The sequence below is a fragment of the Corynebacterium sp. CCUG 69979 genome, assembly GCF_024454095.1.
GTDB lineage: Bacteria > Actinomycetota > Actinomycetes > Mycobacteriales > Mycobacteriaceae > Corynebacterium > Corynebacterium genitalium.
The window spans coordinates 26,715-50,668 of record NZ_JAGPZA010000010.1 but is presented as its reverse complement, the minus strand read 5'-3'; the positions used below and the strand labels follow the sequence as shown (position 1 = coordinate 50,668).

General features: G+C 62.5%; 29 protein-coding genes. 10 read left to right on the top strand and 19 right to left on the bottom strand.

Going from position 1 to position 23,954, the window contains the following annotated elements; all coding sequences use genetic code 11:
- Positions 1-14: 14 nt before the first annotated feature.
- Entirely contained in the window at positions 15-1,817 is a 1,803-nt protein-coding gene (locus KBX18_RS07150; RefSeq protein WP_005291300.1) for a BCCT family transporter, read from the bottom strand.
- A gap of 39 nt (positions 1,818-1,856) precedes the next feature.
- Positions 1,857-2,702 carry a 16S rRNA (cytidine(1402)-2'-O)-methyltransferase gene (gene rsmI / locus KBX18_RS07145; protein WP_005291302.1) on the bottom strand — a complete coding sequence of 282 codons (846 nt, stop codon included), beginning with the start codon at positions 2,700-2,702 and terminating at the stop codon, positions 1,857-1,859.
- Positions 2,703-2,752: 50 nt separating this feature from the next.
- Between rsmI and KBX18_RS07140 the strand changes: the two genes are divergently transcribed.
- Positions 2,753-4,330: a dolichyl-phosphate-mannose--protein mannosyltransferase gene (locus KBX18_RS07140; RefSeq protein WP_370687235.1), complete on the top strand. Its 1,578-nt coding sequence runs from the start codon at positions 2,753-2,755 to the stop codon at positions 4,328-4,330.
- Here KBX18_RS07140 and KBX18_RS07135 read toward each other — a convergent pair whose 3' ends face one another.
- Together KBX18_RS07135 and KBX18_RS07130 are read right to left on the bottom strand one after the other, a co-directional pair.
- On the bottom strand, positions 4,331-4,987 hold the full coding sequence (locus KBX18_RS07135) for a zf-HC2 domain-containing protein (RefSeq protein ID WP_255995418.1): 657 nt from the start codon (positions 4,985-4,987) through the stop codon (positions 4,331-4,333). It abuts the gene before it with no gap.
- On the bottom strand, positions 4,980-5,387 hold the full coding sequence (locus KBX18_RS07130; protein WP_005291308.1) for a DoxX family protein: 408 nt from the start codon (positions 5,385-5,387) through the stop codon (positions 4,980-4,982). Before KBX18_RS07130 ends, KBX18_RS07135 begins: the two co-directional genes overlap by 8 nt.
- A gap of 56 nt (positions 5,388-5,443) precedes the next feature.
- On the opposite strand from KBX18_RS07130, the gene KBX18_RS07125 reads away from it, so the two are divergent.
- Complete coding sequence (locus KBX18_RS07125) at positions 5,444-6,181, top strand: DNA-3-methyladenine glycosylase I (protein ID WP_255995416.1); 738 nt, start codon at positions 5,444-5,446, stop codon at positions 6,179-6,181.
- A 67-nt stretch (positions 6,182-6,248) separates the two neighbouring features.
- Positions 6,249-7,892 (top strand): thiamine pyrophosphate-dependent enzyme, encoded by a 1,644-nt coding sequence (locus KBX18_RS07120; RefSeq protein ID WP_005291312.1) that lies wholly within the window; start codon positions 6,249-6,251, stop codon positions 7,890-7,892.
- 25 nt (positions 7,893-7,917) lie between these two features.
- Here the strand turns inward: KBX18_RS07120 and KBX18_RS07115 are convergent, their stop codons facing one another.
- The 5 genes from KBX18_RS07115 to KBX18_RS07095 form a co-directional block, all read right to left on the bottom strand.
- Entirely contained in the window at positions 7,918-8,448 is a 531-nt protein-coding gene (locus KBX18_RS07115; protein ID WP_005291314.1) for a hotdog fold domain-containing protein, read from the bottom strand.
- Positions 8,449-8,472: 24 nt separating this feature from the next.
- Positions 8,473-9,585 (bottom strand): gephyrin-like molybdotransferase receptor GlpR, encoded by a 1,113-nt coding sequence (glpR, locus tag KBX18_RS07110; RefSeq protein WP_255995415.1) that lies wholly within the window; start codon positions 9,583-9,585, stop codon positions 8,473-8,475.
- Positions 9,586-9,693: 108 nt separating this feature from the next.
- The gene (locus KBX18_RS07105; RefSeq protein WP_255995413.1) at positions 9,694-10,371 is read right to left on the bottom strand and encodes a GNAT family N-acetyltransferase; all 678 of its coding nucleotides are present in this window, start codon (positions 10,369-10,371) and stop codon (positions 9,694-9,696) included.
- On the bottom strand, positions 10,368-11,633 hold the full coding sequence (glp, locus tag KBX18_RS07100; RefSeq protein ID WP_255995411.1) for a gephyrin-like molybdotransferase Glp: 1,266 nt from the start codon (positions 11,631-11,633) through the stop codon (positions 10,368-10,370). Before glp ends, KBX18_RS07105 begins: the two co-directional genes overlap by 4 nt.
- 12 nt (positions 11,634-11,645) lie before the next feature.
- Complete coding sequence (locus tag KBX18_RS07095) at positions 11,646-12,590, bottom strand: UTP--glucose-1-phosphate uridylyltransferase (RefSeq protein WP_255995409.1); 945 nt, start codon at positions 12,588-12,590, stop codon at positions 11,646-11,648.
- Positions 12,591-12,660: 70 nt separating this feature from the next.
- Between KBX18_RS07095 and KBX18_RS07090 the strand changes: the two genes are divergently transcribed.
- Genes KBX18_RS07090 through mscL form a run of 3 tightly spaced genes read left to right on the top strand, consistent with a single transcriptional unit; the run spans position 12,661 to position 14,340 of the window.
- Entirely contained in the window at positions 12,661-13,245 is a 585-nt protein-coding gene (locus tag KBX18_RS07090; protein ID WP_255995408.1) for a 5-formyltetrahydrofolate cyclo-ligase, read from the top strand.
- Between the two features lie 3 nt (positions 13,246-13,248).
- Entirely contained in the window at positions 13,249-13,887 is a 639-nt protein-coding gene (locus tag KBX18_RS07085) for an SAF domain-containing protein (protein WP_255995407.1), read from the top strand.
- Positions 13,888-13,914: 27 nt separating this feature from the next.
- Positions 13,915-14,340 carry a large-conductance mechanosensitive channel protein MscL gene (mscL, locus tag KBX18_RS07080; protein WP_255995406.1) on the top strand — a complete coding sequence of 142 codons (426 nt, stop codon included), beginning with the start codon at positions 13,915-13,917 and terminating at the stop codon, positions 14,338-14,340.
- Positions 14,341-14,556: 216 nt separating this feature from the next.
- Here the strand turns inward: mscL and KBX18_RS07075 are convergent, their stop codons facing one another.
- The 9 genes from KBX18_RS07075 to KBX18_RS07040 all read right to left on the bottom strand — a co-directional run bounded on the left by KBX18_RS07075 (position 14,557) and on the right by KBX18_RS07040 (position 21,571).
- Complete coding sequence (locus tag KBX18_RS07075) at positions 14,557-15,123, bottom strand: molybdenum cofactor biosynthesis protein B (protein ID WP_005291333.1); 567 nt, start codon at positions 15,121-15,123, stop codon at positions 14,557-14,559.
- 69 nt (positions 15,124-15,192) lie between these two features.
- Positions 15,193-16,419: a trypsin-like peptidase domain-containing protein gene (locus tag KBX18_RS07070; RefSeq protein ID WP_370687234.1), complete on the bottom strand. Its 1,227-nt coding sequence runs from the start codon at positions 16,417-16,419 to the stop codon at positions 15,193-15,195.
- Between the two features lie 100 nt (positions 16,420-16,519).
- Positions 16,520-17,956 (bottom strand): HAMP domain-containing sensor histidine kinase, encoded by a 1,437-nt coding sequence (locus KBX18_RS11880; RefSeq protein ID WP_255995405.1) that lies wholly within the window; start codon positions 17,954-17,956, stop codon positions 16,520-16,522.
- Entirely contained in the window at positions 17,953-18,651 is a 699-nt protein-coding gene (locus KBX18_RS07060) for a response regulator transcription factor (RefSeq protein ID WP_005291343.1), read from the bottom strand. The genes KBX18_RS11880 and KBX18_RS07060 overlap by 4 nt, the downstream gene beginning before the upstream one ends.
- A 113-nt stretch (positions 18,652-18,764) precedes the next feature.
- On the bottom strand, positions 18,765-18,938 hold the full coding sequence (gene rpmF, locus KBX18_RS07055; protein WP_255995404.1) for a 50S ribosomal protein L32: 174 nt from the start codon (positions 18,936-18,938) through the stop codon (positions 18,765-18,767).
- 28 nt (positions 18,939-18,966) lie between these two features.
- Positions 18,967-19,239 carry a type B 50S ribosomal protein L31 gene (locus KBX18_RS07050; protein WP_005291347.1) on the bottom strand — a complete coding sequence of 91 codons (273 nt, stop codon included), beginning with the start codon at positions 19,237-19,239 and terminating at the stop codon, positions 18,967-18,969.
- 139 nt (positions 19,240-19,378) lie between these two features.
- Entirely contained in the window at positions 19,379-19,681 is a 303-nt protein-coding gene (locus KBX18_RS11875; RefSeq protein WP_370687233.1) for a DUF418 domain-containing protein, read from the bottom strand.
- Positions 19,626-20,672: a DUF418 domain-containing protein gene (locus KBX18_RS07045; RefSeq protein WP_255995403.1), complete on the bottom strand. Its 1,047-nt coding sequence runs from the start codon at positions 20,670-20,672 to the stop codon at positions 19,626-19,628. Before KBX18_RS07045 ends, KBX18_RS11875 begins: the two co-directional genes overlap by 56 nt.
- Positions 20,669-21,571, bottom strand: coding sequence for a CPBP family intramembrane glutamic endopeptidase (locus tag KBX18_RS07040; RefSeq protein ID WP_255995402.1), 903 nt, complete (start codon positions 21,569-21,571; stop codon positions 20,669-20,671). Before KBX18_RS07040 ends, KBX18_RS07045 begins: the two co-directional genes overlap by 4 nt.
- A 337-nt stretch (positions 21,572-21,908) precedes the next feature.
- Here KBX18_RS07040 and rpmB point away from each other — a divergent pair, with 337 nt between their 5' ends.
- The 4 genes from rpmB to rpsR are packed head-to-tail and all read left to right on the top strand — an operon-like array spanning position 21,909 to position 22,884.
- Positions 21,909-22,145 (top strand): 50S ribosomal protein L28, encoded by a 237-nt coding sequence (gene rpmB, locus KBX18_RS07035; protein WP_040423806.1) that lies wholly within the window; start codon positions 21,909-21,911, stop codon positions 22,143-22,145.
- Positions 22,145-22,309: a 50S ribosomal protein L33 gene (rpmG, locus tag KBX18_RS07030; protein ID WP_005291356.1), complete on the top strand. Its 165-nt coding sequence runs from the start codon at positions 22,145-22,147 to the stop codon at positions 22,307-22,309. The genes rpmB and rpmG overlap by 1 nt, the downstream gene beginning before the upstream one ends.
- Before the next feature lie 2 nt (positions 22,310-22,311).
- Positions 22,312-22,617, top strand: coding sequence for a 30S ribosomal protein S14 (gene rpsN, locus KBX18_RS07025; RefSeq protein ID WP_005291358.1), 306 nt, complete (start codon positions 22,312-22,314; stop codon positions 22,615-22,617).
- 18 nt (positions 22,618-22,635) lie between these two features.
- Entirely contained in the window at positions 22,636-22,884 is a 249-nt protein-coding gene (gene rpsR, locus KBX18_RS07020; RefSeq protein ID WP_005291360.1) for a 30S ribosomal protein S18, read from the top strand.
- 101 nt (positions 22,885-22,985) lie between these two features.
- Here the strand turns inward: rpsR and KBX18_RS07015 are convergent, their stop codons facing one another.
- Positions 22,986-23,879, bottom strand: a complete 894-nt coding sequence (locus tag KBX18_RS07015) for a hypothetical protein (protein WP_255995399.1) — start codon at positions 23,877-23,879, stop codon at positions 22,986-22,988.
- Positions 23,880-23,954 lie beyond the last annotated feature (75 nt).

The window sequence follows — 23,954 nt, the reverse complement described above, 5'->3', positions numbered from 1 at the left end:
CCCAGCATAAGTGACTACCGCTTGGTGCCGAACATGCGCTGCCGTTTGCGGGCCTTGGCGATGGCATCGCGGTGCATCCGGCGCTCGACAGCCAGCTGGTGGTTGAAGCGCTGCTCCTCCTTCATGTCCAGGTAGATGGTGTCATTGCTGACGTCCTTCACGATGGCGAACATCAGCAGGATGAGAATGACCAGGAACGGGGTGGCAGCCGCGATGGTCACGCTCTGGAGGGAGTCCAAAGCGTCGTCACCGCCCGCGATGAGCAGGGTCAGGCCGACGGCTGCGGTGGCAAGGCCCCACATGCCGGTCAGTAGCGGCTTCGCGTCGGTCTTGCCGTTCTGGGACAGGGAGCCCATCACAGTCGAGGCGGAATCCGCGGAGGTGATGAAGAAGGTGCCCAGCAGGATCAGCGCCAGGATGCCCATGGCGAAACCGCCCGGGAAGGAGTGCAGCAGGTTGAACAGCTGCTCCTCGGACGATCCCTCGCCATAGATGGACTCACCGGTCTGCTCGAGGTGGATGGCGGTGCCGCCGAAAATGCAGAACCACACGGTGGACAAGCCAGCCGGGATGAGAGTGACACCAAAGCAGAATTCACGGATGGTGCGGCCACGGGAAATACGAGCCAGGAAGGTGCCCACGAACGGGGACCAGGAGATCCACCATGCCCAGTAGAAAATGGTCCAGGAACCGAGCCACTCCCCTGCCTCGGTGTCGGCGGACTCGGCAGTGCGCGACGCCATGAGGAAGAACTGGTCCAGGTAGGAACTAATGGCAGTCGGCAGCAGGTTCAGCTGCGTCAGGGTCGGCCCGAAGACGAACACGAAGATGGCCAGCACCGCCGCCACGATCAGGTTGAAGTTCGAAACCCACTGGATGCCCTTGCCCACTCCGGACATGGCGGACAGCAGGAACGCCAGGGTCAGGACACTGACGATGCCGACGGTCAACATGGTCGACGGGGAATCGACGAGTCCGGAGGCCTCCAGGCCAGTGGAAATCTGCAGGGCGCCCAGTCCCAGGGAGCAGGCGGTGCCGAAGATGGTGGCGAAGATGGCGAGGCCGTCGATAAGCTTGCCCAGCCATCCGTCCGCGCGCTTTTGTCCGATGAGCGGGATAAACGCGCTGGACAGCAGCTGCTTGCGGCCGAGGCGGAACGTGGAGTAGGCGATGGCGAGGCCGATGATGGCGTAGACGGACCACGGATGAAGGGTCCAGTGGAACATCGTCTGCGCCATGGATGTGCCCACGGCATCCGCGCTGTCCATGCCAGGCACGCCGTCACGGTAGAAGTTCAGCGGCTCGGATGCGCCGAAGAACATCAGGCCGATGCCCATGCCGGCGGCGAACATCATCGCGATCCAGGACATGGTGGTGAATTCCGGTTGCTCGTCGGAAGCGCCGAGCCGGATTTTGCCGAATTTGGAGACCGCAAGCACCATGACGAACACGACGAAAATAGTGCCGAACAGGACGTACGCCCAACCGAGGTTCTCGATCACCCAGCTGAACGACGCGCTGGAAAAGGCGCTGAAGCTCTCCTTTGCGGCCAGGCCCCAAACGACTACGGCGACCACGATGACGGCGAGCGGGGCGACAATCGCCCAGTCGATTTTCAGGTTCTCGTCTTCGGAGGCACGCTCAATAGCATCCTCCGGGTCGCTGATCTTCTGCTGGTCGCCGTCGTTCCGCGCATCCAGAAGGTCCTGAAGCTCGGCGGTAGCGGGGCGGTTGTGGGTCACGATCGGGTCGTCAGCGTGCGGGTCGATGTTCGGGTCATGCGGATCTGTCATCTTCTCTTCACTACTCACCCACATGACGGTAACGGAGATGTGCGCAGGGTGCACCTTTGCTGACTATTGGCTGCGGGCGGCGATGAAGGCGTCGTAAAGCTCTCCTGCTTTAATTCCCGCATTTTTCGCGACCTCTTTGACTGCATCCTTCAAGCGCATGCCGCCTTTTGTGAGCTTTTCGACATCCCCCACCAAGTCCTCCGGCTCTACCCCCACTTCGGTGGTGCCGTCGATGACAACGGTGACTTCCCCGCGCACGCCCTCGGCCGCCCACGCGGCGAGCTCGCCCAGGGTTCCGCGGCGGACTTCCTCAAATGTTTTGGTCAATTCCCGGCACACGGCGGCGCGGCGGTCATTCCCGAGGACCTCCGCGGCCTCCTCGAGCGTGGCTGCGGTGCGGTGCGGCGACTCGAAGAAGCACACGGCGCGCTTTTCGGTCTGCAGCGACTCGAGCCATGACCGACGCGCACCAGACTTCCGTGGAGCGAAACCGTCGAAAATGAACCGGCCCACGCCCAGTCCGGACAGAGCGAGCGCGGTGGTCACAGCCGACGGCCCAGGCAGGCACGTCACCGGCACGCCGGCATCGTGGGCAGCGCTGACAAGGGAATGCCCTGGGTCGGACACCAGCGGCATGCCTGCGTCGGTGACGATGAGGACGATGCCTGCACGTGCAGCGTCGATAAGCTCACGCGTGCGCTTGTCCTCGTTGTGGTCGAAGTTGGAGACGACTCTGCCGCGGATCTCCGCCCCGAGCGCTGCCGCCAGGTTGCGGGCCCGCCTGGTGTCCTCAGCGGCGATCACGTCGGCGCGTTCCAGCGCTGCCTTCAGGCGCGGGGACGCGTCACCGATATTGCCCAACGGAGTGGCGGCCACCACGACACCATGGGCGGGAAGAGTGTTGTCCATGCACCCAGCTTGTCACAAGCAGCGCGGGGCACACAGTAAGATCATCACCCGTGAGTTCGACACTAGTGGCCGAGAAAGTGCGCGTGGACCGTCCCGCCCCCACCGCACCTGTGACGGTCCCCTGGGACCGCCGCGACACGATCACCACAGCGGTGGTGGCCGTGCTGGCGTTCTTCACGCGATTCATCGGAGTGACCACGGCAGTGTCGAAAGGCACCCCGGTTTTCGACGAGAAGCACTACGTCCCTCAGGGCTGGGACATTTACCGTTCGTCGTTCAACCCGGTCATCGGCGGTATTGAGTCGAACCCGGGTTACGGCCTCGTTGTACACCCGCCGCTGGGCAAGAAACTCGTCGCACTCGGTGAAGCACTGTTCGGCTACACCCCGCTCGGCTGGCGTTTCGCGGCGGCCCTGTTCGGTGCGTTGACTGTGGTGTTCATCATGCTGCTCGCGCGGCGCATCTCGCAGTCGTGGGTGGTGGCGATGTTCGCGGGCATCATTGCTCTTTGCGACGGTGTGCTGCTGGTCATCAGCCGTTTCGGCATGCTGGATGTGTTCATTCTGCTTCCCGTTGTTGTAGCCGCGTGGACGCTCGCGGGAGATATGCGCCAAGTGCATCAGAGGCTTTACAGCGCCTGGCGTGACGGCACCATCGCCGCCTCCGGCCCGTACGGCCCCCGGCTGGGTTTTCGCTGGTGGCGGTTTGCCACCGGCGTCGTACTCGGGTGCGCTCTGGCCGTGAAGTGGTCCGGCCTGTACTACATCGCCTTCTTCGGATTGCTGTCGTCCTTTTATGACGTGTACTTGCGGCGGCGCTACGGCGTGGAAAAGCCCGTGGCCGGAACGCTGCTGCGCGACGTTCCATCAGCGCTGGCGTCGATCGTGCTCATCCCGGCAGTTCTCTACTTGTGGTCGTGGCGCGCTTGGTTCGCCTCCGAAACCTCGGTGTACCGCCACGCGGCGGTCGACGGCACCATCGCCGACTCCGACTGGCCTTGGCTGAGCAACCTGCCCGACGCTTTGGGCGGCTGGCTGTACTACCACCTGTCCGTGCTCAACTTCCACAGTGAACTGACCTCCTCATCCGGCCACTCGCACCCGTGGGACTCTAAGCCGTGGGCTTGGCTGGTGGCGTCGCGCCCGATCCTGTTCTACTCCTCCACCGGCATCGAATGCGCCGGCGGGCAAGAGTGCCGCCGCATGATCTACCTCTTCGGCACACCCGCGATCTGGTGGCTGACAGTCCCGATCCTGCTGTGGGCGATCTGGGCGTGGATCTCCCGTGGTGACCGCCGCGTCATCTTGCCGCTGATCGGCTTTGCGGCGGGCTTTTTGCCGTGGCTGGCGGCTTTCGACCGCCAGATGTACTTCTTCTATGCTGCGCCGCTGGTCCCCTTCACCATCGTGCTCATAGCTTTGGCGCTGGGGAACCTAGCGCAGAAGGGCGGGCCCGTGCCGAAGTTGCACAAGATCGCCGGCTACCCGATCACATGGGGCCAGTTCACGGTGGTGAGCTACTTAGCTGTGGTGATCGGGATGTTCCTCTACTTCTCCCCGATCCTCTACGGCTTTGTCATCCCCAACAGCTGGTTCCAGCAGATCATGTGGCTACCGAGTTGGACCTAGCTACGGCAGCGGGCCCGAACTGAGGCGCCGCAGCGGGTTAGCCAGCCCCTTGTCGGCAAACCACATGAACACCAGCGCAGCACAGGTGAGCAACAGTGCGAACAGCTGCATCCACGGCGCTGTGCCGCTGCCAGAAACGGCCTCCAGCACGACGAAGCCCACCGTGAAGCCGAACATTGCGCCCACGATGAGCAAGATTCCGGGGATTTGAGCAGGCTTCCAAGCAGCAAAAAGCAAGGCGGATGTAATGCCGACATGAACCGCGGCCATCCCGATGAGCAATTGGGCCGTGGAGGAATCATCGGTGACAGCCGTTGCGGACAAGACATAGTCACCGGCCCAGAACGCGTGAACCACACCGAGCACAACTAGGAGGATCCGGCCCACCGCCAACGCCACAACGCGCCGGGAGGAAACGCGGCGGAATTCGCCCTCCACCCCAGCAAAGATGACATCGGAGAGATCTGTAGGCGGGACCATGGCACCATCAGCCTCCACCAGGCTCAAGGAGCTGGTCAGCCGCAGCGACCGTTCCCAGAAGGCCAGGCACTCGGGGCAACCGGCGAGGTGAGCGTCGAGGACGGCGTTGTCTAGGCCGGGGTCTTCACCGTCGATACGCGCAGAGAGCGCTTTTTGCACCTCGCTGTGGCTAACCATCAACGAGCACCCGGTCCATGCTCGCCCGGCCCGCGCCGAACACGAAGATCAGCCCCAGGAGAACGGCGAGAATCAGCGGGTACTCTAGTCCGCCGTCTTCTGCGAAGAAACCGTGCGGAAGGTGGATGAAATAGCCTGCCACCAGCACCATCACGGCCATCAACCCGGCGATGATAGTGGTGAGCAACCCGATGATGAGCATGGCACCGCCGATCAACTCGACTGAGCCCGCCACATACGCGACCAACCGTGGCTGCGGTACACCGGCCTGGGCGAATTGCTGCGCAGTCTCGCTCATCCCCGTTCCCACCCAGTGCTGGTAACCCCGGGCAATGAACACCACTCCCACGATGAAACGTGCAAGGAGCAGCGCAAAGTCGCGGACAGCCGGTCTATTCATGAATTCAACCCTACAACGTGGAACCAAACGGGCACGTCCAGCAGTCTAACGAGGGTATGACGACATACCTCGACTTTGAATCACACTGCACCTGCTCCTACGACCACCTCCCCTTCGACTTCCTCACCATCGACGACTGCCCGCTGCACGCCCGCTTGCTCGCGCCCCTGTTGGAAGACAAACCGGCCATTGTCGGCCCCGTCATGTGCGAAGACGGCAAGGCCCGCCCGCCGTGGGCAGCCACAGACCCACTGACACGTTTGTATTACGACACGACGTGGGGTGTGCCCGGGCTGAGCGAGAATGAGATGTTCCGCGCCCTGTGCTTCCAAGTCCTGCAATCCGGACTCTCCATGCGCGCCGTGCTGCGGAAGTTCCCCGCCCTCAACCGTGCCTTCAGCGATTTTGACCCCTATGTCGTGGCGCAGATGACGGAGGCTGACGTGGAGAAAATGCTGGACAATCCAGCCCTGATCCGTAACCGGACGAAACTCAGCGCCGTCATCACCAACGCTGAGGCCACTGTGGCGATGCGACGCGACGGAACATGCCTGCCCGAACTCGTGTGGGCCTACCAGCCAGCCATCATGCCGCAACCGGAAACGATGCTGGACATCCCTGAACGGACAGAAGAATCTGCTGCGCTGGCCAGAGACCTCAAAGCCCGCGGCTTCACCTTCATCGGCCCGAAGTCTGCGTGGCTGTTCATGCAGGCGGCAGGTGTGGTGAACACCCATCTGCAGGGCTCTTGGCGTCGCGATGCGGGACTGCGGATGACGCCGCTCGAGTTCTAAGTCAGTGGCAGAAACCGGCATGACAGGGCACTCTTGGTGGGGTAAGTAGCCCCCACCAAGGAGAGCCATGCACGTCGGTTCGGCCATCGCCCAGACCCTCGAAGACCACGGGACGGAACACGTCTTCCTGGTCCCCGGTGAGAGTTACCTCGCTGTGCTTGACGGTTTGCACGACACTGATATTTCCACCATTGTGTGCCGCCACGAGGGCGGCGCCGCCTACATGGCAGATGCCTACGGTAAGGCGACCGGTAAACCCGGAGTGGTCATGGTCACCCGCGGCCCCGGTGCTGCCAACGCCAAGATCGGTGTCTACACCGCCTGGCAGGACGCCGTCCCGCTCGTGCTGTTCATTGGTCTGATTCCGCGCGAAGACCGCTACCGCGAGTCTTTCCAGGAATTCGACCCGCACCAGTGGTTCGGCTCGATTGCCAAGGGCGTGTTCATTGTTGATGAGCCAGACCGCGCCAGCGGTGTCGTCGCGAATGCGATGCGTTTGGCTCAGCAGGGCCGTCCGGGCCCGGTCGTTGTCGGGTTGCCGGAAGATGTCGTAGCCGCCGAGTGCCCAGGTGGTGAGCTCGCTCCGCCCATCAAGGTCGCGCATGGAGGCGTGTCCAATGCCGATGCGGCGGTGCTCAAGGAACACCTGGAGAAGGCCGAGCGCCCGCTCATCTTCGAAGGTGGCCAGGGCTGGACGCAGGAAGCGTGCGACGCTGTCCAGCAGTTTGCGGAGGAGCATGAGATCCCGGTCGTGGGCGACACCCGCTCCTCCGACCGCATCGGCTTCGACTCCCCCGCCAACGCCGGGTGGCTAGGCACCGCGCGCAAAGAGGAAACCGCGCAGCTTCTCGACGACGCCGACCTGCTCATTACCGTCGGCGGCGTCCTGTGGGACAAGCCCACCGACAATTTCACCCGCCGGCAGGACTTTGGTGCAGCGAACATCGTGATCACGCCGGACCCGGACTTGGTCGGCCACACTGCCGCCGTCACGCGTCACATCATCGCCTCCCCGGTGGCCTTCGCCGAAGCGCTGGGCAGCCTCGAGCTCGATTCCACGCCCGACACCAGCGAATGGTTCACCCGGGCGCGCGAGCTGCACCTGGAGCACTCCACGTTGCCCACTGTCGCAAAGCGTTACGACGAACCCGCCGCGTGCGTGGACATGCACGACGTCATGGAGGCACTCATCAAACAGCTTCCCGACGACGCGATCTGCACCTACGGGGCCGGCAACCACTGCTTCTGGCCGCAGCGGTTCTTCCCTACGCGGACATTCCCCTCGATGATCGCGAACCGTCTGGGTTCGATGGGTTACTCGCTGCCGGCTGGGATCGCTTCGAAGCTGGCGTTCCCGGACCGCTTCACGGTCGTGTTCACCGGCGACGGCGAATTCATGATGAACGGCAACGAGTTGATCACCGCCGTGCGCTACCACACCCCGGTTCTCATCGTGGTCGTGGATAATGCCCAGTACGGCACGATCCGCATGCACCAGGAGAAGCACTACCCAGGCCGGGTCAGCGGTACCCAGCTGGAGAACCCGGAGTTCTGCAAGCTGGCCGAAGCGAACGGCGCGTGGGCGGCGAAGCTGGACGACCCTGCACAGGTGGACAACACCGTGGAAGAGGCCGTCCGCCAGGTGGCGGACGGCCGGGTGGCGCTGCTCCACGTCCGCGTGGACCAGGAGCAGGCGGAGCCTTTGCCGTAGTCTCTGGAACCTTCAGGCTCAGGGGTTACTTCTTCGCGGTGACCCAGACGTCGATCTCGGCGGTGATGGGCTCAACACCTGCATCGTCGACGATCTGGCAATCAATAGTGACCAGCTGTCCGCCCGTCTCGCGGGTGATGGAGTCGAAGTCCGGGAAGTCCGCGGTCGCGGTAATGGTCAGGCCTCCGGTGGACTTCTTCGGGTAGTCCGCGCGCATGCCACGAGGGATCCAACGGTGGGTGTCCGGAACCGACACTTCGCACAGCAGACCCATTGCAGCTTCAGCGCCGTTCAGGCCAGCAATCACGTGGAAGGTGCCAATGTGGTTCTGCACACCCCACCACTTGCCCAAACGCACCACGCAGCGGCCTGGCACGGCTTCGCGCACGCGCGGCATGACGGTGCGGAAGTAGGGGGCTTTGACTGAGTAAAAGGCAGAAAACACCGCACGCTTGAGCGCGGTGTCACTGAACTTTTCCCACAGCTGGGCGGATTTGCCCGGGTTGGGGTTGGTCTGGGTGGTCGGGTCAGCAGTAGTCACGGAAGCGTCAGTCATACCCCGTGATGTTACTGGCCGCAGTTAGGCGATGTCGCGGTATTGCGTCTCCAGTTCGTCGAGCTGCTCGACCGGGCGGCGGTAGGTGGGCAGGTTGGCGAAATCGGCGCTTTCGTCGTCGATCTCCACAATCACAGCGCCCGGTCGGCGCATGTGAGCGGGAACCGGAGCACCTTCCTCAGACGAGACGACACCCAGGCGGGCACGGTGGAGCTGGCGCATACGGCGCGCGTGGAGCTCACGCTCCTGCATGACCTGGGTGCGCAGTGCCACCAAGTACCAGACCAAAAGTCCGGCAACGACAACCGGTGCTGCCCATGCCCAGCCGCCAGCGACGAGCGCGAGCACGACTGCGATCGCGCTCGCGGCGGCGAGACCGAGGATGGTGCGCTGGCGGCGGCGAGCACGGTCCTCGCGGGCGAGCTGCGCGGTCTGCGGGTCCCAGCCGCCGCGCCCACGGCGTGCGCGGGCGTAAGAGATTTCGCTCTCGTCGAGCTCGGCCTCAGCGTCAACATCAAAGTCAACATCGAGGTCTTCTGCGTCGAGATCGTCCTCAACAGCGAGCTCCACATCAGAGGCGCTCTCGTCGTCAGCGAAGGCATCAGCGTCTGCTTTTGTATCTGCGTCGAGATCCACAGACTCATCTGCGTCGAGCGTGACGACGGTACTGTAACCGTAATCCTGCGGGGAGAAGTACGTCGCGTCCAACTCGTACTCGGCGGCATCTACGTCACTGTCATCGAAATCACCGGCGCGAACGACGCTATACGTGACGGTCTCGTCGTCGGTGGTTGCGGTGTCGTCGATAAGCGCCGCGGGCTCGGACTCTGCGTCGATGATATCGTGCTCTGCGGCGGCACTGCGCTTCTTCCAGGAGGTCGAACCGCTGTCGGATTTCACAGGCTCAACGACCTCATAATCATTGTCGTCGTCGAAGTGGTGAATGTCCGCTTTGGTTACGCGCGGACGGCGTCGACCCTGCACATCAGCGGTGCCGCCCTGGTGAAGGACGCGAGTTTCGTCGTACCCCTCTCCGGAACGCCTGATGGGTTTGGAGTCCCCGAACACCATCGGAGCGAGAACGATCGCCCACACCACGACGATGAGGACGATGATCAGGCTGAGGCTGCCGGACATGGGCCCACGACCTTTCTGCACACAGGACAGGTTGCTAGTTGTTAGCTAGACACTAGCCACGGTAAGTGGGCCCCTGACCGAACCACGCCGTGAAAATTGGTGCAGAATTTAAATCCACAACCGGCCCTGCGCCGCGAGCCTTTCCACAGCTGATCCGGGTAGATCATCAATGTTCTGGGCGACAAAGTGGTGGTCGCGCCAGCGGCCGTCGATATGCAGATTCTCTTTGAGGAAGCCTTCCTCCCGGAAGCCAGCGTTGGCCAGCACCTTGCCGGAAGCCGGGTTATCCGGAAGGTAGGTCGCGGTCACCCGATGCATGCCGATGCGGGCAAAGGCGTGGTCCACCCCGAGGGCGCACGCGACCGTCGCGATGCCCCGGCCCGAATAGGGCGAATGAACCCAGTACCCGATCCAGCACTCCCCGATCGCGCCGTGCTGTATGTTGCCCAACGTGACTTGGCCGATGAAGGCGTCGTCGAGCTCGATGACCAGCGGAACGATGACCCCGTCCTGGGCGTAGCGGCGCAGGTTGGTCCAGGTATACATCCATGCGGACTGCGAGTGAGCCTCGCGCCATGTGCCGCTGACCGTGGGCTCGACAGGACGCAGGGTTGGCTCGTCGGCAATGCGCATGCGCGCCCAGTCCCTGCCGTCCTGGATAGCGAGCGGACGCAGGCGCAAACGGTTCTCGCCTGGGATGAACACTGTCGGCGTGGGCTCCGGCCAGCCGGGGTGCACTGGGTGGCGCTGGCCAGAACGCGGGCGGGATTTCTTGCCGAAGATCATGCCCGTTGCTGGAGGAACATGACATCGACGATGTCGCCAGGACCGACATGCGCCACGTCGACGGGGATGCGGATCATCGCGTTCGCCTCAGCAAGACCGGCCAGAAGGTGGGCCGGGCCGCCGGACGGGCCACCAATGCTGTCCACCAGGTAGTCGCGTGTTTCCGCATCGCGCATGAGGCGGGCGCGCACGTAGCCCACGCGGCCCGGAATCGACTCGATGTGGTTAAGAGAGCGCGCCTTGACGGTGCGGCGCGTGGGTACACGCTTGCCCAACGATGTTCGGACCGCAGGTCTGATCAGCGCCTCGAAGATCACCAGCGCACTGACCGCGTTTGACGGCAGCAGGAAAACCGGGATCCGGTCCTCGCTGATCAGACCGAAGCCCTGGGCAGACCCAGGGTGCATGGCAACGCGCGAGGTGTCGATCTCCCCCAGCTCACCGAGCGCTTCCTGGAGCGGCTTCGCACTTGAGCCGCCAACGGCACCCGTAATAATAAGGAATTCGCTGCGCTGCGCCTGGGTGGCAATCTGCTCCTTGAGGCGGCGGGGTTCCGCATTGATGATTCCGACGCGGTTGACCTCCGCACCGGCGTCTTTCGCTGCAGCGGCGACGGCGTAGGAGCTGACGTCATACACCTGGCCCAGGCTGGGGTTGCGGTCAACGTCAACCAGTTCAAGACCGTAAGACATCACTGTCACACGCGGACGCGGGTACACCAGAACCTTATCGCGGCCGGTGGCAGCCAGCAGGCCAATCTGCGCTGGGCCGAGCACGGCACCAGCGCGCACGGCCAGGTCACCGGGTTGGATGTCGTCGCCTTCCTTACGGATGAAGTCGCCAGAGCGCACCGGACGGTGCGGGGAGACGCGTTTGCGGCCGCGGTCGGACCATTCGAGCGGCAAGACAGCGTCTGCAAGCGTCGGCAGCGGGGCACCCGTGGCCACACGGACAGCCTGGCGCGGTTGGAGGCGCAGTGGCTTTTGCGAGCCTGCCGCGACCTCGCCCACCACGGGCAGTGACGTTTCGGTCTCCGCCGCGGCCGGTCCTTCTTTTTTACCCAGTGTTTGACCGCCGCCGACGTCGACCGCGCGCACCGCGTAACCGTCGACAGCTGCCTGCGAGAAACCCGGCAGTGGTGAGGAGGCCTGGACTTCTTCGGCGCACATCAAGCCCAACGCGTCGGTGATGCCGATGCGGATGGGCTCGGGCGTCATCGTCGCGTCGATGATCATGTCCAGCTGCTCGTCGACACTGCGCATGGTTTGAACCTACTACTGGTCGCGCAGGTGTGGGTTCTCCGACTCGAAGTCCGCGACGATCTGTTTGATGGCCTTGTAGAGCGCGGGACCGTACTTCGGGTGGTTGAGGCCGAAGTCCACGTTCGCCGGAATGTACCCACCCGGGTTGCCCAGGTCGTGGCGCTTGCCGTCGTGGACGACGACGTGGACTGGGTGGCCCTCGTTGATCATCAGCTCAATCGCGTCAGTGAGCTGCAGCTCACCGCCCTTGCCCGGCTCAATGCGGCGCAGCGCGTCGAAGATACCGCGGTCGAGCAGGTAGCGGCCGGTGGCCACGAAGTTGGACGGGGCATCTGCCGGCTCGGGCTTTTCCACCATGCCCACGACGCGTTTGACGTGGGATGCGTCGACGCCAGAGTCAGCGTCGACTTCGCGGACATCAAAAACGCCGTAGTTGAACACGTCTTCCGGGTCGACCTCGAAGGCGCACAGTACTGACCCGCCGAGAGTGTGGCGGACTTGCGCCATCTTTTCCATCACGCCGGTGGGCAGCACAAGGTCGTCGGGCAGCATGACGGCGACAACATCTTCGTCATCACCCAGCAGAGATTCCGCGCACCCCACAGCGTGGCCCAGGCCCAGCGGCTCTTCCTGCACGGCAGCCTCCGCCGTGATGATGTCGGATGCTCGGGCAACCTTTTGCGCCTGCTCATCCTTGCCGCGTGCCAGCAGGGTATCGCGCAATTGATCGAATGGGCCGAAGTGCTCCATGACCTCACCTTTGCCTGGCGCGGTCACGACTGCCAGGCGCTGTGCCCCCAACTGCGCTGCTTCTTCCGCGATGAGCTCAATGCCCGGAGTGTCCACGACCGGCAGCAGTTCCTTCGGCACCGTCTTCGTGGCGGGCAGGAACCTCGTGCCCATGCCTGCGGCGGGCACGATCACGGTTTTCACGTTGGACTTGCGCGTAGATGCCATAAGTGGTGAGTCTACCTACAATGATTCGACATTCAGCTAAAGCCTCCCGCAGGTTGTACAAAGGATAGCGATGGATTCAAAGGGGCAACTGCGTGCGGTTGCGCGTCAGCGCAGACGAGTGCGCGAAAACAAGACGCTTATCGACGCCGCTGTGCGCGACCACCTGCTCACCCATCTCCGCGGCTGCACCCGCGTAGCCGCATACTCCCCTATGCCGGCTGAACCCGGGGGCGAGGAGCTTCCCGACGTCCTCGCCGCAGCAGGATTAGAGGTCTTCTTGCCCGTCACACTCGGTGCTGGAGTGTTGGAGTGGGCACTGCATGTGCCGGGGCAGCTGGCTCGCGGGGCGCACTTCGGCATTACTGAGCCCACCGGTGAGCGTTTCCCATCGTCGATGTTGAGCAGCTGTGACGTGGTGATTGTTCCCGCGTTGGGGGTGGATCGGCGCGGGATGCGGCTCGGCCAAGGCGCGGGCTACTACGACCGAGCACTGGTGCATGCAGGTGCAGTTCCCCGGATTGCGCTGGTTTACGACGACGAGGTGCACGACGTCCTGCCCTCCGAGCCCCACGACAAGCCTGTGGACGGCGCCGTCACCCCGCAAGGGTTTTTGCGTTTCAAGGGAACCACTCCGGGGGCTGCGACAGTCCAATAAGGCATGGACTTTCTCACACTCGCTCCTGGCTACCGCCGCACGCTTGCTTTACGACGTCTCACCGCCGCCCTGTTACTCCTCGCCGCCGCCCTCACCACCGTCACCGGCAGAGCGGCCAATGACCCGGCCGTGCTGGCATTCACCCGCGAAGTTTCTCCCGGCGAGCCACTCAGCGCCGATGACGTTGAGCTGCAAAGATTGCCGGAGGCGATCGTGCCCGACGGCGCTTTCGACCAGGTCAGTGATGTGGAGGGGCAAATCGTGGCGTCGACGGCAAGTGCGGGCGAAGTAGTCACTCCAACGCGGTTGTTGGGGCCCGATCTCGTCTCAGCGCTCGTGCCCGGCGACCGTGCAGATTACACGATGGTGCCCGTCAAGCTTGCTGAGCCCGACATCATTCCGATGCTCCACCACGGCGACCGAGTCTCCGTTGTCACCATTGATCACGGTGAACAGGAAGGAGCGGCCCGCACAATCGCCACAAACGGCGTAGTGGTCCTGGCCGGCGGAGCAGAAGACTCGCCCGCCGGAAGCGTTCTACTCCTTCTCCTTCACGACGAAGCGGAGGCGGTGGCGGCGGCCTCGCTGTCCTCCCCGCTCGCTGTTGTTCTCACTGGTGAACGCGTCAGGCAAGACAAATAGTCATTTGATATGTTAACTTGTCTCACCGTGCTACAAGGATTCAAAGATTTCATCATGCGCGGCAACGTCATCGACCTGGCTGTCGGTGTCGTCATCGGTGCCGCGTTCACGGCGGTTGTCACTGCATTCTCTGAAAACATCATCAACCCTCTGATCAACGCGGTCGGCGGCGCGGACTTCTCCCCCCTCGGTTTCCACGTCTTGCCGGACAACGATGCCACTTTCGTGGACTTCGGTGCCCTGATCACCGCGCTGATCAACTTCCTGCTGATCGCCGCTGTGGTTTACTTCCTCATCGTCGCTCCGATGAACAAGCTGGACGCAGCGCAGAAGCGCCGCAAGGGCATCGACCCGGAGGCAGAGGACCCGACCGAGCAGGAGCTGCTCACCGAGATCCGCGACCTGCTCGCCGGCCAGAACGGCACTACTCCGACCAACACGCCCCGCGCGTAAGGCCCGGAAAACATAGAAAGTTATTCCCCTCCGTAATGCGGCGGGCGCTCGTCAAGAATCGGTGGTTCTTTATCGAAATTGACGTAGCGCTCGCCGTCTCCTTTTTCCTCTGCAATCGGAGCGTCTGCGTGCCTGTCATAGTCAGTCTCAGCCCGGCGAGAGGCGCGGCGGCGGGGTTTCCGTGAAGTCATTGCCTAAAAAGACCGCGGGAAGCCGCTACTGGACGCTGTACTTGCGCAGCTCGCTGATGAGGTGCGCAACCAGAGGAGAGATCGTGGAAATGCCGTCCCTAATCGCCGCGCGCGAGGGGGCCAGGTTGACCACTACCGTGGACCCGGATACTCCGCAGATGCCGCGGGACGTGCATGCGTCGACCGCGCCGCAGGCCTGACCGGAAGCACGCACCGCCTGGGCAACACCGGGCACGAGCTGGTCGATGACACCGCGGGTCGCCTCCGGGGCCTTGTCGCGAGGGCCGACACCGGTGCCGCCGACCGTGACCACGAGGTCCACACCGCCTACGACAGCCGTCTCGATGACCTTGCGGATCTCGGACTTCTTAGACTTCACGTACACGACACCGTCCACCTTGAAGCCGATCTCCTGGAGAAGTTCGAAGACGAGACGGTCAGTCCCCTCGTCGATCGCCCCACCCTGCTTGTGATCGCTCACCAGGACTGCTAGTGCACACGGCTGACTGGGGACTTCCACCTCGGCTTCCGTTGCCATCAGAAAAGCCTCGTCCGGCTCGTGGATGTCCAGCGCGTCAAGAGTGTCCGACATGACCGTTACTCCTCGTCTTCAGTTCGTGGCAGGTGGTGTGCTACTCCGAAAAGTTTCGCATCTAGAAATCTACTCCGAACTCAGAGTCACATCTACCGTTCTGGTCTCATCCGATCCGGCGGATTTGACCTCCAAAGTCACCGTCTCGCCGAAGTCGTAGGAACGGGTAGCTGCCACCAGGGCATCAGAAGAATCGATCGGCCGGTCATTGACGCGGATAATCACATCGCCAGGCTTCAATCCAGCCTCGTCAGCAGGGCTGCCTGGCTGCACAGAGTCGATCAACGCGCCGTCGGCATTGTGGCGGATGTCCACTTGGACACCCATCATCGGCTGACGCGCTTCACCTTCGTTGATCAGCTGGTCCGCTACACGGCGGGCGAAGTTCGACGGGATGGCGAACCCGAGACCGATCGACCCCGACTCACCGGACGCACCCTGCGACAAGGACGCGATCACGGAGTTCATGCCGACAAGATGGCCGTTCATGTCCACCAGCGGACCGCCTGAGTTACCCGGGTTAATCGCAGCATCGGTCTGGATACCGTCCATCAGTGAGCTCTCGCCGCCACCCTGAGCTGCACGGACTGGTCGATTCAGTGCCGAAACAATGCCAGTGGTGACAGTTGCGGACAACCCCAGCGGCGAACCGATCGCCACAACGGGTTGCCCCACCGCCAAGTTGTCGGAGTTGCCGAACTGGACGACCGGGAGGTCAGACACCCCCTCAATCTGAATCACAGCGATATCGGTGTTGACGTCCGAGGCGATGAATGAGGCGGGATGCTTGGAACCGTCGTTAAGCGTGACTTGCATCTTCGTATCCCCATCGGCTGCTTCCGCAACCACGTGGTGGTTCGTTAGCACCTTTCCGTCGGAGGAGATGATCGAACCAGATCCCTCAGCTGCGCCGGAGCGGGCTACGACAGAAATGGACACCACGGCGGGAAGCACGGACTCGGCGACCTTTTCCACCGAACCATCCGGCGCTGGCGGCCTGTCGTTGTCCACAGGTGCTTCGAGCGCATTGTCTTCGTCGCTGGCCCCCATGCCAAGACTCTGCCCGGAGCCAGATCCGTTACCGGCGAAGTGGCTCACAGCATAGCCGGCGGCCGAACCCGCGATGAGCGCTGTCACCAGTGACAGAGCGATTGCCCCACCGGCACCCAAGCCTTTCTTCTGCCGCGTGTTCACAGTCACGGGCTGAGAAGAAAAAGGCTGCGCTTCCGGCTGCAGCATCGGTTGCCGGGCCGGCTGAGGGGCAAAAGCACCGTTCGGGTCATTCGTGTACGTCATGATCGGGTATTGTCCTCCCGCTAGCTGTCACTAACATCGCGATGAATCTCAGCTCATCGTAGTACTTCCTACTCGCTCACTGTGTGGTGCCGGGGTCGCTTTACTCCGACACCGGGCGGCCGGGAAAGACGACGCGGATACGCGTGCCTCCGTCGTCGGACTCTTCGACGGCGATGGTGGCCCCATGACGATGCAGAACCTGCTGCGTGATCGCCAGACCAAGGCCCGATCCCGGCATAGCGCGGGACTCTGGCGCGCGGTAGAAACGCTCGAAAACCTTGGTCCTCTCCTCCACCGGGATTCCGGGGCCGGAGTCGTCGATGATGAGCACGGCGCTGCGCTTCGCTGCACGTAGGGACACACGGACCACCCCACCCGGCGGCGACCACTTCGCCGCGTTATCCAAGAGATTGACGGGGGCGCGGGATAGGGCGTTCGAATCAGCGTCCATCACCCACGGGTCCGCGCGGAAGCGGAACTCCACATCTGGACGGCGGCGCTTGACGCGTTCGACAGCGTCAGTGAGGACCCCGTCCAGACGCTCCGGCTCGAACTCCTTCTGCGGAACATCCTCGCGTGCGAGATCCACCAAGTCGCCGATCAACGTCGACATCTCTTCCATCTGGGCGGTGACATCGTCTTCCAGATCGTTGAGCTCTTGCTCGGCCATCATGGTGCGCTGACCGGAGCGGTGGAGCATTGTCAGCAACTCAATATTGGTGCGCATCGACGTCAGCGGGGTGCGCAGCTCATGGCCAGCATCGGCGACGAGCTGCGATTGGCGCACACGGGAGTCATTGAGCGAAGCCATCATCTCGTTGAGGGATTCAGCCAGGCGGCTGTATTCGTCGTCGCCTTCGACCTCAATAGGCTCAAGCTCGTTGCTATCTCGGACACGATCGACAGAACGCCGGAGACGCTCCAACGGACGCAACGTACTGCGGGCAATCAGCGAGCCGCTGAGTGCGGCCAGCAACGTTCCTAGACCGACAATGCCCATGAGTGTGGCCCGCAACCGGTTGTCCTGGGCGAGCACTCCGCCCGTGTCGCGGGCAAGCGCAACAGTCACGCCGTCGCCGTCGCGGAGTACCGAAACCCACTCGTTGCTGAAGGTTTCCTGCGTCCAATCGGGGCCCTGCCCCTTCCGCGCGAACCTGTCTACGGGAACGGGATCACCGACAAACGGTTGATTCTCACCAGGTGACACCGCTACCCGGTAACCCGGATTGTCAGTGCGAAACTGGTCAACCAGCATACCGAGCATCTCGACATCCGTGCCCGAGGTATCAAGCACGTATTGCGTTTGGCGCATCAGCGCCACAGTACGGGCTTCCAGCTCGAGAACTTCGCCGTCCTCCATGGCCCCTGAGACGGCAACGTAGGACAGCAGGGCTGTTGCACCGACAGCGAGGGTCACAAGGACCGCCGCAAGCGTTGCAATCCTGCTGCGTAGCGACGACGGGCGCGACAGCTCGAGTTCCCGCGACCTAACCCCCTGAATGTCTTGGGTTTCGCCGGCTACACGCCGGAGGATCACGGCGCAGACTCCCGCATCACGTACCCGACACCGCGCACGGTGTGGATGAGACGGGGCTCCCCGTCTGCCTCGGTCTTGCGGCGCAGATATCCAATGTAGACCTCAAGGGCGTTGCCGGACGAGGGGAACTCGTGGCCCCACACTTCTTCGAGAATCTTCTGCCGGGTGAGCACTTTGCGGGGGTTCCGCAACAGCAGGTGAAGCAGGGAGAACTCCGTGCGGGTGAGCGAAATGTGGCGGTCACCGCGACGGACATCGCGAGAAGAAATGTCGAGGTGGAGATCTTCAAAGCTGAGCTCCGAGCCGCCTTCAGCATCCTGCTGAATGGCATCGGCGCGAGCGCGACGCAGCAGGGAGCGTACACGCGCCAGCAGCTCCTCCAGCGCGAATGGCTTGGGCAGGTAGTCGTCCGCCCCCGCGTCCAGACCAGCCACACGGTCGGAGACGCCATCGCGGGCAGTGAGCATGAGGATCGGCCGGTCATAACCAGACGAGCGCAATTCACGGCATACTCCCAGACCGTCGAGCTGCGGCATCATCACATCGAGAACTGTCAGGTCCGGTTGCTCTTGCTCAATGCTCGCAAGCGCCTCCTGACCGTCTTTTGCCAGTGCAACGTCGTATCCGTTGAATTGCAGGGAGCGCCGCAAAGACTCCCGGACCGCCTGCTCGTCGTCGACCACCAAGATCTTCATACCACTATTATGACCATACCTAGCTAAAACTCACGACATTGAGGGGCCTTTAACTGTTTTTAGACAGAAAAAACCACCACTTTCGTGGTGGTTTTCACATGGGATTAGCAGAATTAAAACTGCTCGATGTCGATCAGACCCTGCTGTGCAGCCTTGACCAGGCGGCGCGGGATACGCACAGTCTGGCCGTCGATCTTGGTTTCAACCAGAGCGGCGTTGTCGGCCTTCCACTGGGAGCGGCGGTGGTGCGTGTTCGAACGCGACTTACGGAACTTCGGGGTTGCCATGGTGTCTTCTCCTCCTTAACGGCCGTTACTAGTTGTCGGACTTCTTCTTGCGGCGAGCCATACCGCCGAAACGGCGGTTGAACTTCTCGACGCGGCCAGCGGTGTCCATGACACGCTGCGCGCCCGTCCAGAACGGGTGGGACTCGCTGGTGACATCGACGACGATGAGCGGGTACTCGTTGCCGTCCTCCCACTGGGCGGTACGGCCGGAGGTGGCAGTGGAACGTGTCAGGAACTGGTGGCCAGTACCTGCGTCCTGGAAGATCACCGGGTGGTAATCAGGGTGGATATCGTTTTTCATCTCTTCGTTTCCCTCAGGATTGATACTTCAGGTCGGTTCCGCTCCTCTGCGCTGCTATCTGCGCCAGAAACGGATCGTGCCTGAGTTGGGTGCGAATTGGACTGCAGGGATGTTACCGGCAGCACGTTGAAAAGGAAAATCACGCCCCTGCCGGTTCCGGGCCCGTGGTCACCGCTACGCCCCGCTTGCGCAAAATTCGTTGATCCCGCCGCTTCGCCAGCGGCTCATAGATCCGTTTCATGACCATCTCCACCGGCCCAAGCTTGAAGCTATTCAGCCAAACGACGCTCAAGAGAACTAGTGCTACCGCGATAGCCGCGAAGATGAGCAGAACCCAGTAAGTGAAAAGTGGGCCCTGAATGCGCCGCGCAACCCCGAAGCCGAAGTCATAAAAGATGACGGATGCAATGACGTTCTGCAGGATGTAGCACGTCAGCGCCATGCCCGACGGCCGCGAAGGGCTTGCCCACGCTGCCGAGCGCGTTGTCTTTCCTCACGTAGAAACCAGCGACGAGCGCCAAAACCCCGAAAGCCACCATCGTTGAGGTGACGTACCGGGCGACCGGAAAACCCCTGATGGTGAGGAAAATTCTCACAATCCAATCCAGCGGGAGACCGATACCGAAGCCGATTGCCATGACCTTCCCGCGCAGCCGGTGGCCGTCAGGTTGGAAGAGTCCGGCACGGTACAGGCGTGCAGCAATGATGAACACGCCGATGCCCATGAAGAACATGATGGGCACCTCCCATCGGCCGCCGAGGAGGTCACGCGCGCGGAATTCGACCATGCCCCAGTAGCTCTCGGTGGAGTAATCCCCCATGATTTCATCAAGGCCCAACGCCCCCGGGCCCTTCTCCTTCAGCATGACGTTCAACCCGATGGCAACCATGGTGAATGCAGATATAACGAGCGCGTGCACGCACAGCCCGGCAATCATCCACCCCTTCTGCACCTTCTCACTGCGCGCAAGAATCGGCGCGACAGCAAGAGCGGTCAGACCGTAGCCCATGAGCACGTCGAACTCGAAGATGAAGATGTAGTTCAGCAATCCCTCAAGCACGAGAACGCCGGCACGCCACATGTAGCCGCCTGGCCAGGGCATGCCGCGGCGCAACCGGCTCTGCCGTTGGATCTCCACGCCGATGCCGAACATGATGGTCAATAGACTTAGGAATTTGCCGTCGGTGACCAGATACAGGAGAGAATCAATCAGCCAGGTGTCGAATCGGACGTCGGCCCCGCTCGTTCCACGTACAAAATCCATTGCTTGTGCAGCGATGGACTTGTCCGGGAAATAGCCGGTGAGAAGATCCTCGGTCGATCCGGCGAACAACCAAATGTTTGTCAGCAGCGTCCCCAGGATCGCCAGGCCGCGGGCGACGTCGAGGGCAACGATGCGTCGATAAGCATGCCCCTGGGGTTGCGGGTTCATGCGCGCGACAATAGCACCGCTACCCTGCGCGTGGCGCCGCGAAGGAGCGCACCAGCCGCGATAGTGAAAAGAACGCCTGGGAGCACCCACATCACCCGCGGCTCGATCGGCGGAAGGGTGTAGGTAGCTATGAGGGTTCCCACGTGAAAGCCGCTGTGAATACCCGCCGCTATCCATCCATTACCCCAGCGCATCGCGCATGCCGCCGCAAAGACGGCGATACCGAAGGAGGTGACCAGATAAAGCAGGTGATCCACAATCCCTTCCTGTCCCGCCTGCGACAACAAGTGCATGACCGTGAACACGCCGGTCGACCACCAGAACCCTAGCCACGGGCGGCCTGGCGTGGACCGAAGTAGCCAACCGCGGAACACTAACTCTTCTGGGATGCCCTGCAGCAAGAATGCGAACCCGGCGAGCTCAAACACAGCGCCGATGTTGACTGCGGCCGACTCAGATGGAAACTCCTCGGGCATCTCACCGGTGGCCATCCCTAACGCAATGCCGATCAAATGGGCCAGAAGCACAAGTGCGCCTGCCGCGACGGTTCCTGCGACCAACCCCGTGACCACCTTGGCGCCGCCAAAACCAGTGGCAGCAAAAGGCCGTCGTTCCGCATAACGCATCCACGCCCAGACAGCCAGAAACGCCAGCACGCAGTTGATCGCGCTCAACCCGAACCGCTGCAGGCCAGCGACCACAGGCTGATCTGAGACGCCCGTCACCAACATCAGCCCGAGAGGGATGAAGGTAGCACCAAGGACGATCACCACCGCGACCACGCCGCGCACCGTGATACCCCACCACGTCAGCGGCAGCCGAGGCGGGGTGGCTGGATCTGAAGGGGTGGTTAGAGAAATGAAGTCATCAGGAGGCGACGCAGCGCGGGAAGTATTCATGGTTTCATCCCACCAAGAACACCGTTTCTCCCGCCACGGGGATCGCACCGATTTCCCCTCAGGGTTGTCCCCGATTTTGCGGCCACTGCCCCACCATGCAAGCTGTCATGGACGCCGCCGCAGATGCCGTTCCAGCGATTAGGAGTTCGCCGGCTGTGGGTGTAGTGTTGACTCTCGCTGTTGTCGAAGTACACGTTTACGCTTAGTCAACCGGTGACTTTTGACGCCCTCGAGCTCACCCGGCCATCCTCACTACCAGGCCGATTTCTAGTTTCGAGTGTGGTGTCAGCTATTACATGTCTCCGAGTTTTCAAGCGGCTAGGAGAAAGAAGTAACCATGTCGGCACATTGCCAGGTCACGGGAAAGCAGCCGTCATTCGGCAAAACCGTGTCTCACTCGCACCGCCGCCACTCGCGTCGTTGGAACCCCAACGTGCAGAAGCGGCGTTTCTACCTGCCCTCTGAGGGCCGTACCATCACGCTGAACGTTTCCACCAAGGGTCTGAAGATCATCGACCGTGACGGCATCGAGTCCGTCGTCGCTCAGATCCGCGCCCGAGGGGAGAAGGTCTAATGCCCAAGAACGACATCCGCCCGATCATCAAGCTCAAGAGCACCGCGGGCACCGGCTACACCTACGTCACCCGTAAGAACAAGCGCAACAACCCGGACCGCATCTCTTTGAAGAAGTACGACCCGGTCGCGCGCAAGCACGTTGAATTCCGCGAGGAGCGATAGTAATGGCTAAGAAGTCCAAGATCGCTAAGAACGAAAAGCGCAAGGAGATCGTCGAGCGTTACGCGCAGCGCCGCCAGGAGCTCAAGGCGATCATCCGCAACCCGGAGACGTCCGACGAGGATCGTCTCGAGGCTCAGTTCGAGCTCAACCGTCAGCCGCGCGACGCCTCCCCGGCTCGCGTTCGTAACCGCGACTCCCACGATGGCCGCCCCCGAGGCTACCTCCGCAAGTTCGGCCTCTCCCGCGTCCGCATGCGCGAGATGGCTCACCGCGGTGAGCTGCCGGGCGTCCGCAAGTCGTCCTGGTAAGCAAGGAGTGCACCAATAATGAAGCGCAACAACAACCGTAAGGCGCGGATGGAGCAGTCCCGCCGCCCGAAGAAGAACCCGCTCAAGGCCAAGGGCATTGAGGCAGTCGACTACAAGGACATCGAGACCCTGCGTCTGTTCATCTCCGACCGCCACAAGATCCGTTCCCGCCGCGTGACCGGTCTGACGCCGCAGCAGCAGCGCCAGGTGGCCACCGCCGTGAAGAACGCCCGCGAGATGGCTCTGCTGCCGTTCACCAGCCGCTAAATCACTGGTTGACAGCAGCGTAAGAAAAGCGCCCGCTCCCCTATGTAGGGAGACGAGCGCTTTTTCTATTTCGCGGCCTGTTTGTCGCCGCCTTGCGCGGGCTAGCCGCAGCGGGCGCCAGGCAGGGATCCGAGCTGACCGTTCAGCTCAGCAGCAATGTCGTTGAGCATTTGCGTTGCTTTGCCGTAGCCGCCGTGGGGTGCATACGCCGTAATGGCGATGGCCACGTCGCCGCGTGGCCCGCGCACGAGACCGAACTGGCGGGCTAGGTATCCCCCACCCTGGTGGTTCCACCCGCCTTTGAAGCGCGCTCCGGGCATCCGCCCCAGTCCCCAACGCTGATCGGGCGTGATTCGTGCCATCATGCCCACAACCGGGCCCGAGCCATTCACGCACGGAAGGTTCGCCGCGAAGCGCGCCTGCTCGCTCGTGGTCCACAGTGTGGACATCTTGTGCGCCGGGGAAGTAGCAGTGTGGGTGCGCCCTTCGCCCAGCACTGTCTGCACCTGGTGGGTGGGGATGGCATTGGCCATGCGGTGCATGGCTGGGTTGTCAGATACTGTCACGGCCAATTCTGCATCGCGGTACCAGCGAGGACCGTCCTGTTTGAGCGCTGCGATGGAGACCGGCACCTTCATTGTTGAAAAAGCCGGCTGCGGCCGGTTATCCCCTGCCGTCGCGCTGGCGCCAGGACTGAACACAGAGATGGTGGCCTGCCCTCCGTGGCGCGCGTTGACGCGGTTGACAATTCCCTGCAGCTGCGGCTGGATGTTCACCGGTTGAGGGCGTTGCTGCGGGGCGGCTGAGTTCAATCCCAGAGCTTGGCTGGACATTGGGGTTGGCCACCCGAGATCACGCTTGACGTTACCGGGGATCTGGTTGAACGCTTCCACTGCGGCAGGGCCGATAACGGGCATTTCAGCGATGTTCGGGACTGCAATAGTGGGCATCGCGATCCCGGCTGCAGCGAGGAAAGCGGCGAGGTGGCGCATCATGGCTACAGATCATAGCCCTGCTTTCCAGGGAAAGCAGGGCAAGGGTTTAGGCTGCCGCACGGAAGATCGGGTATC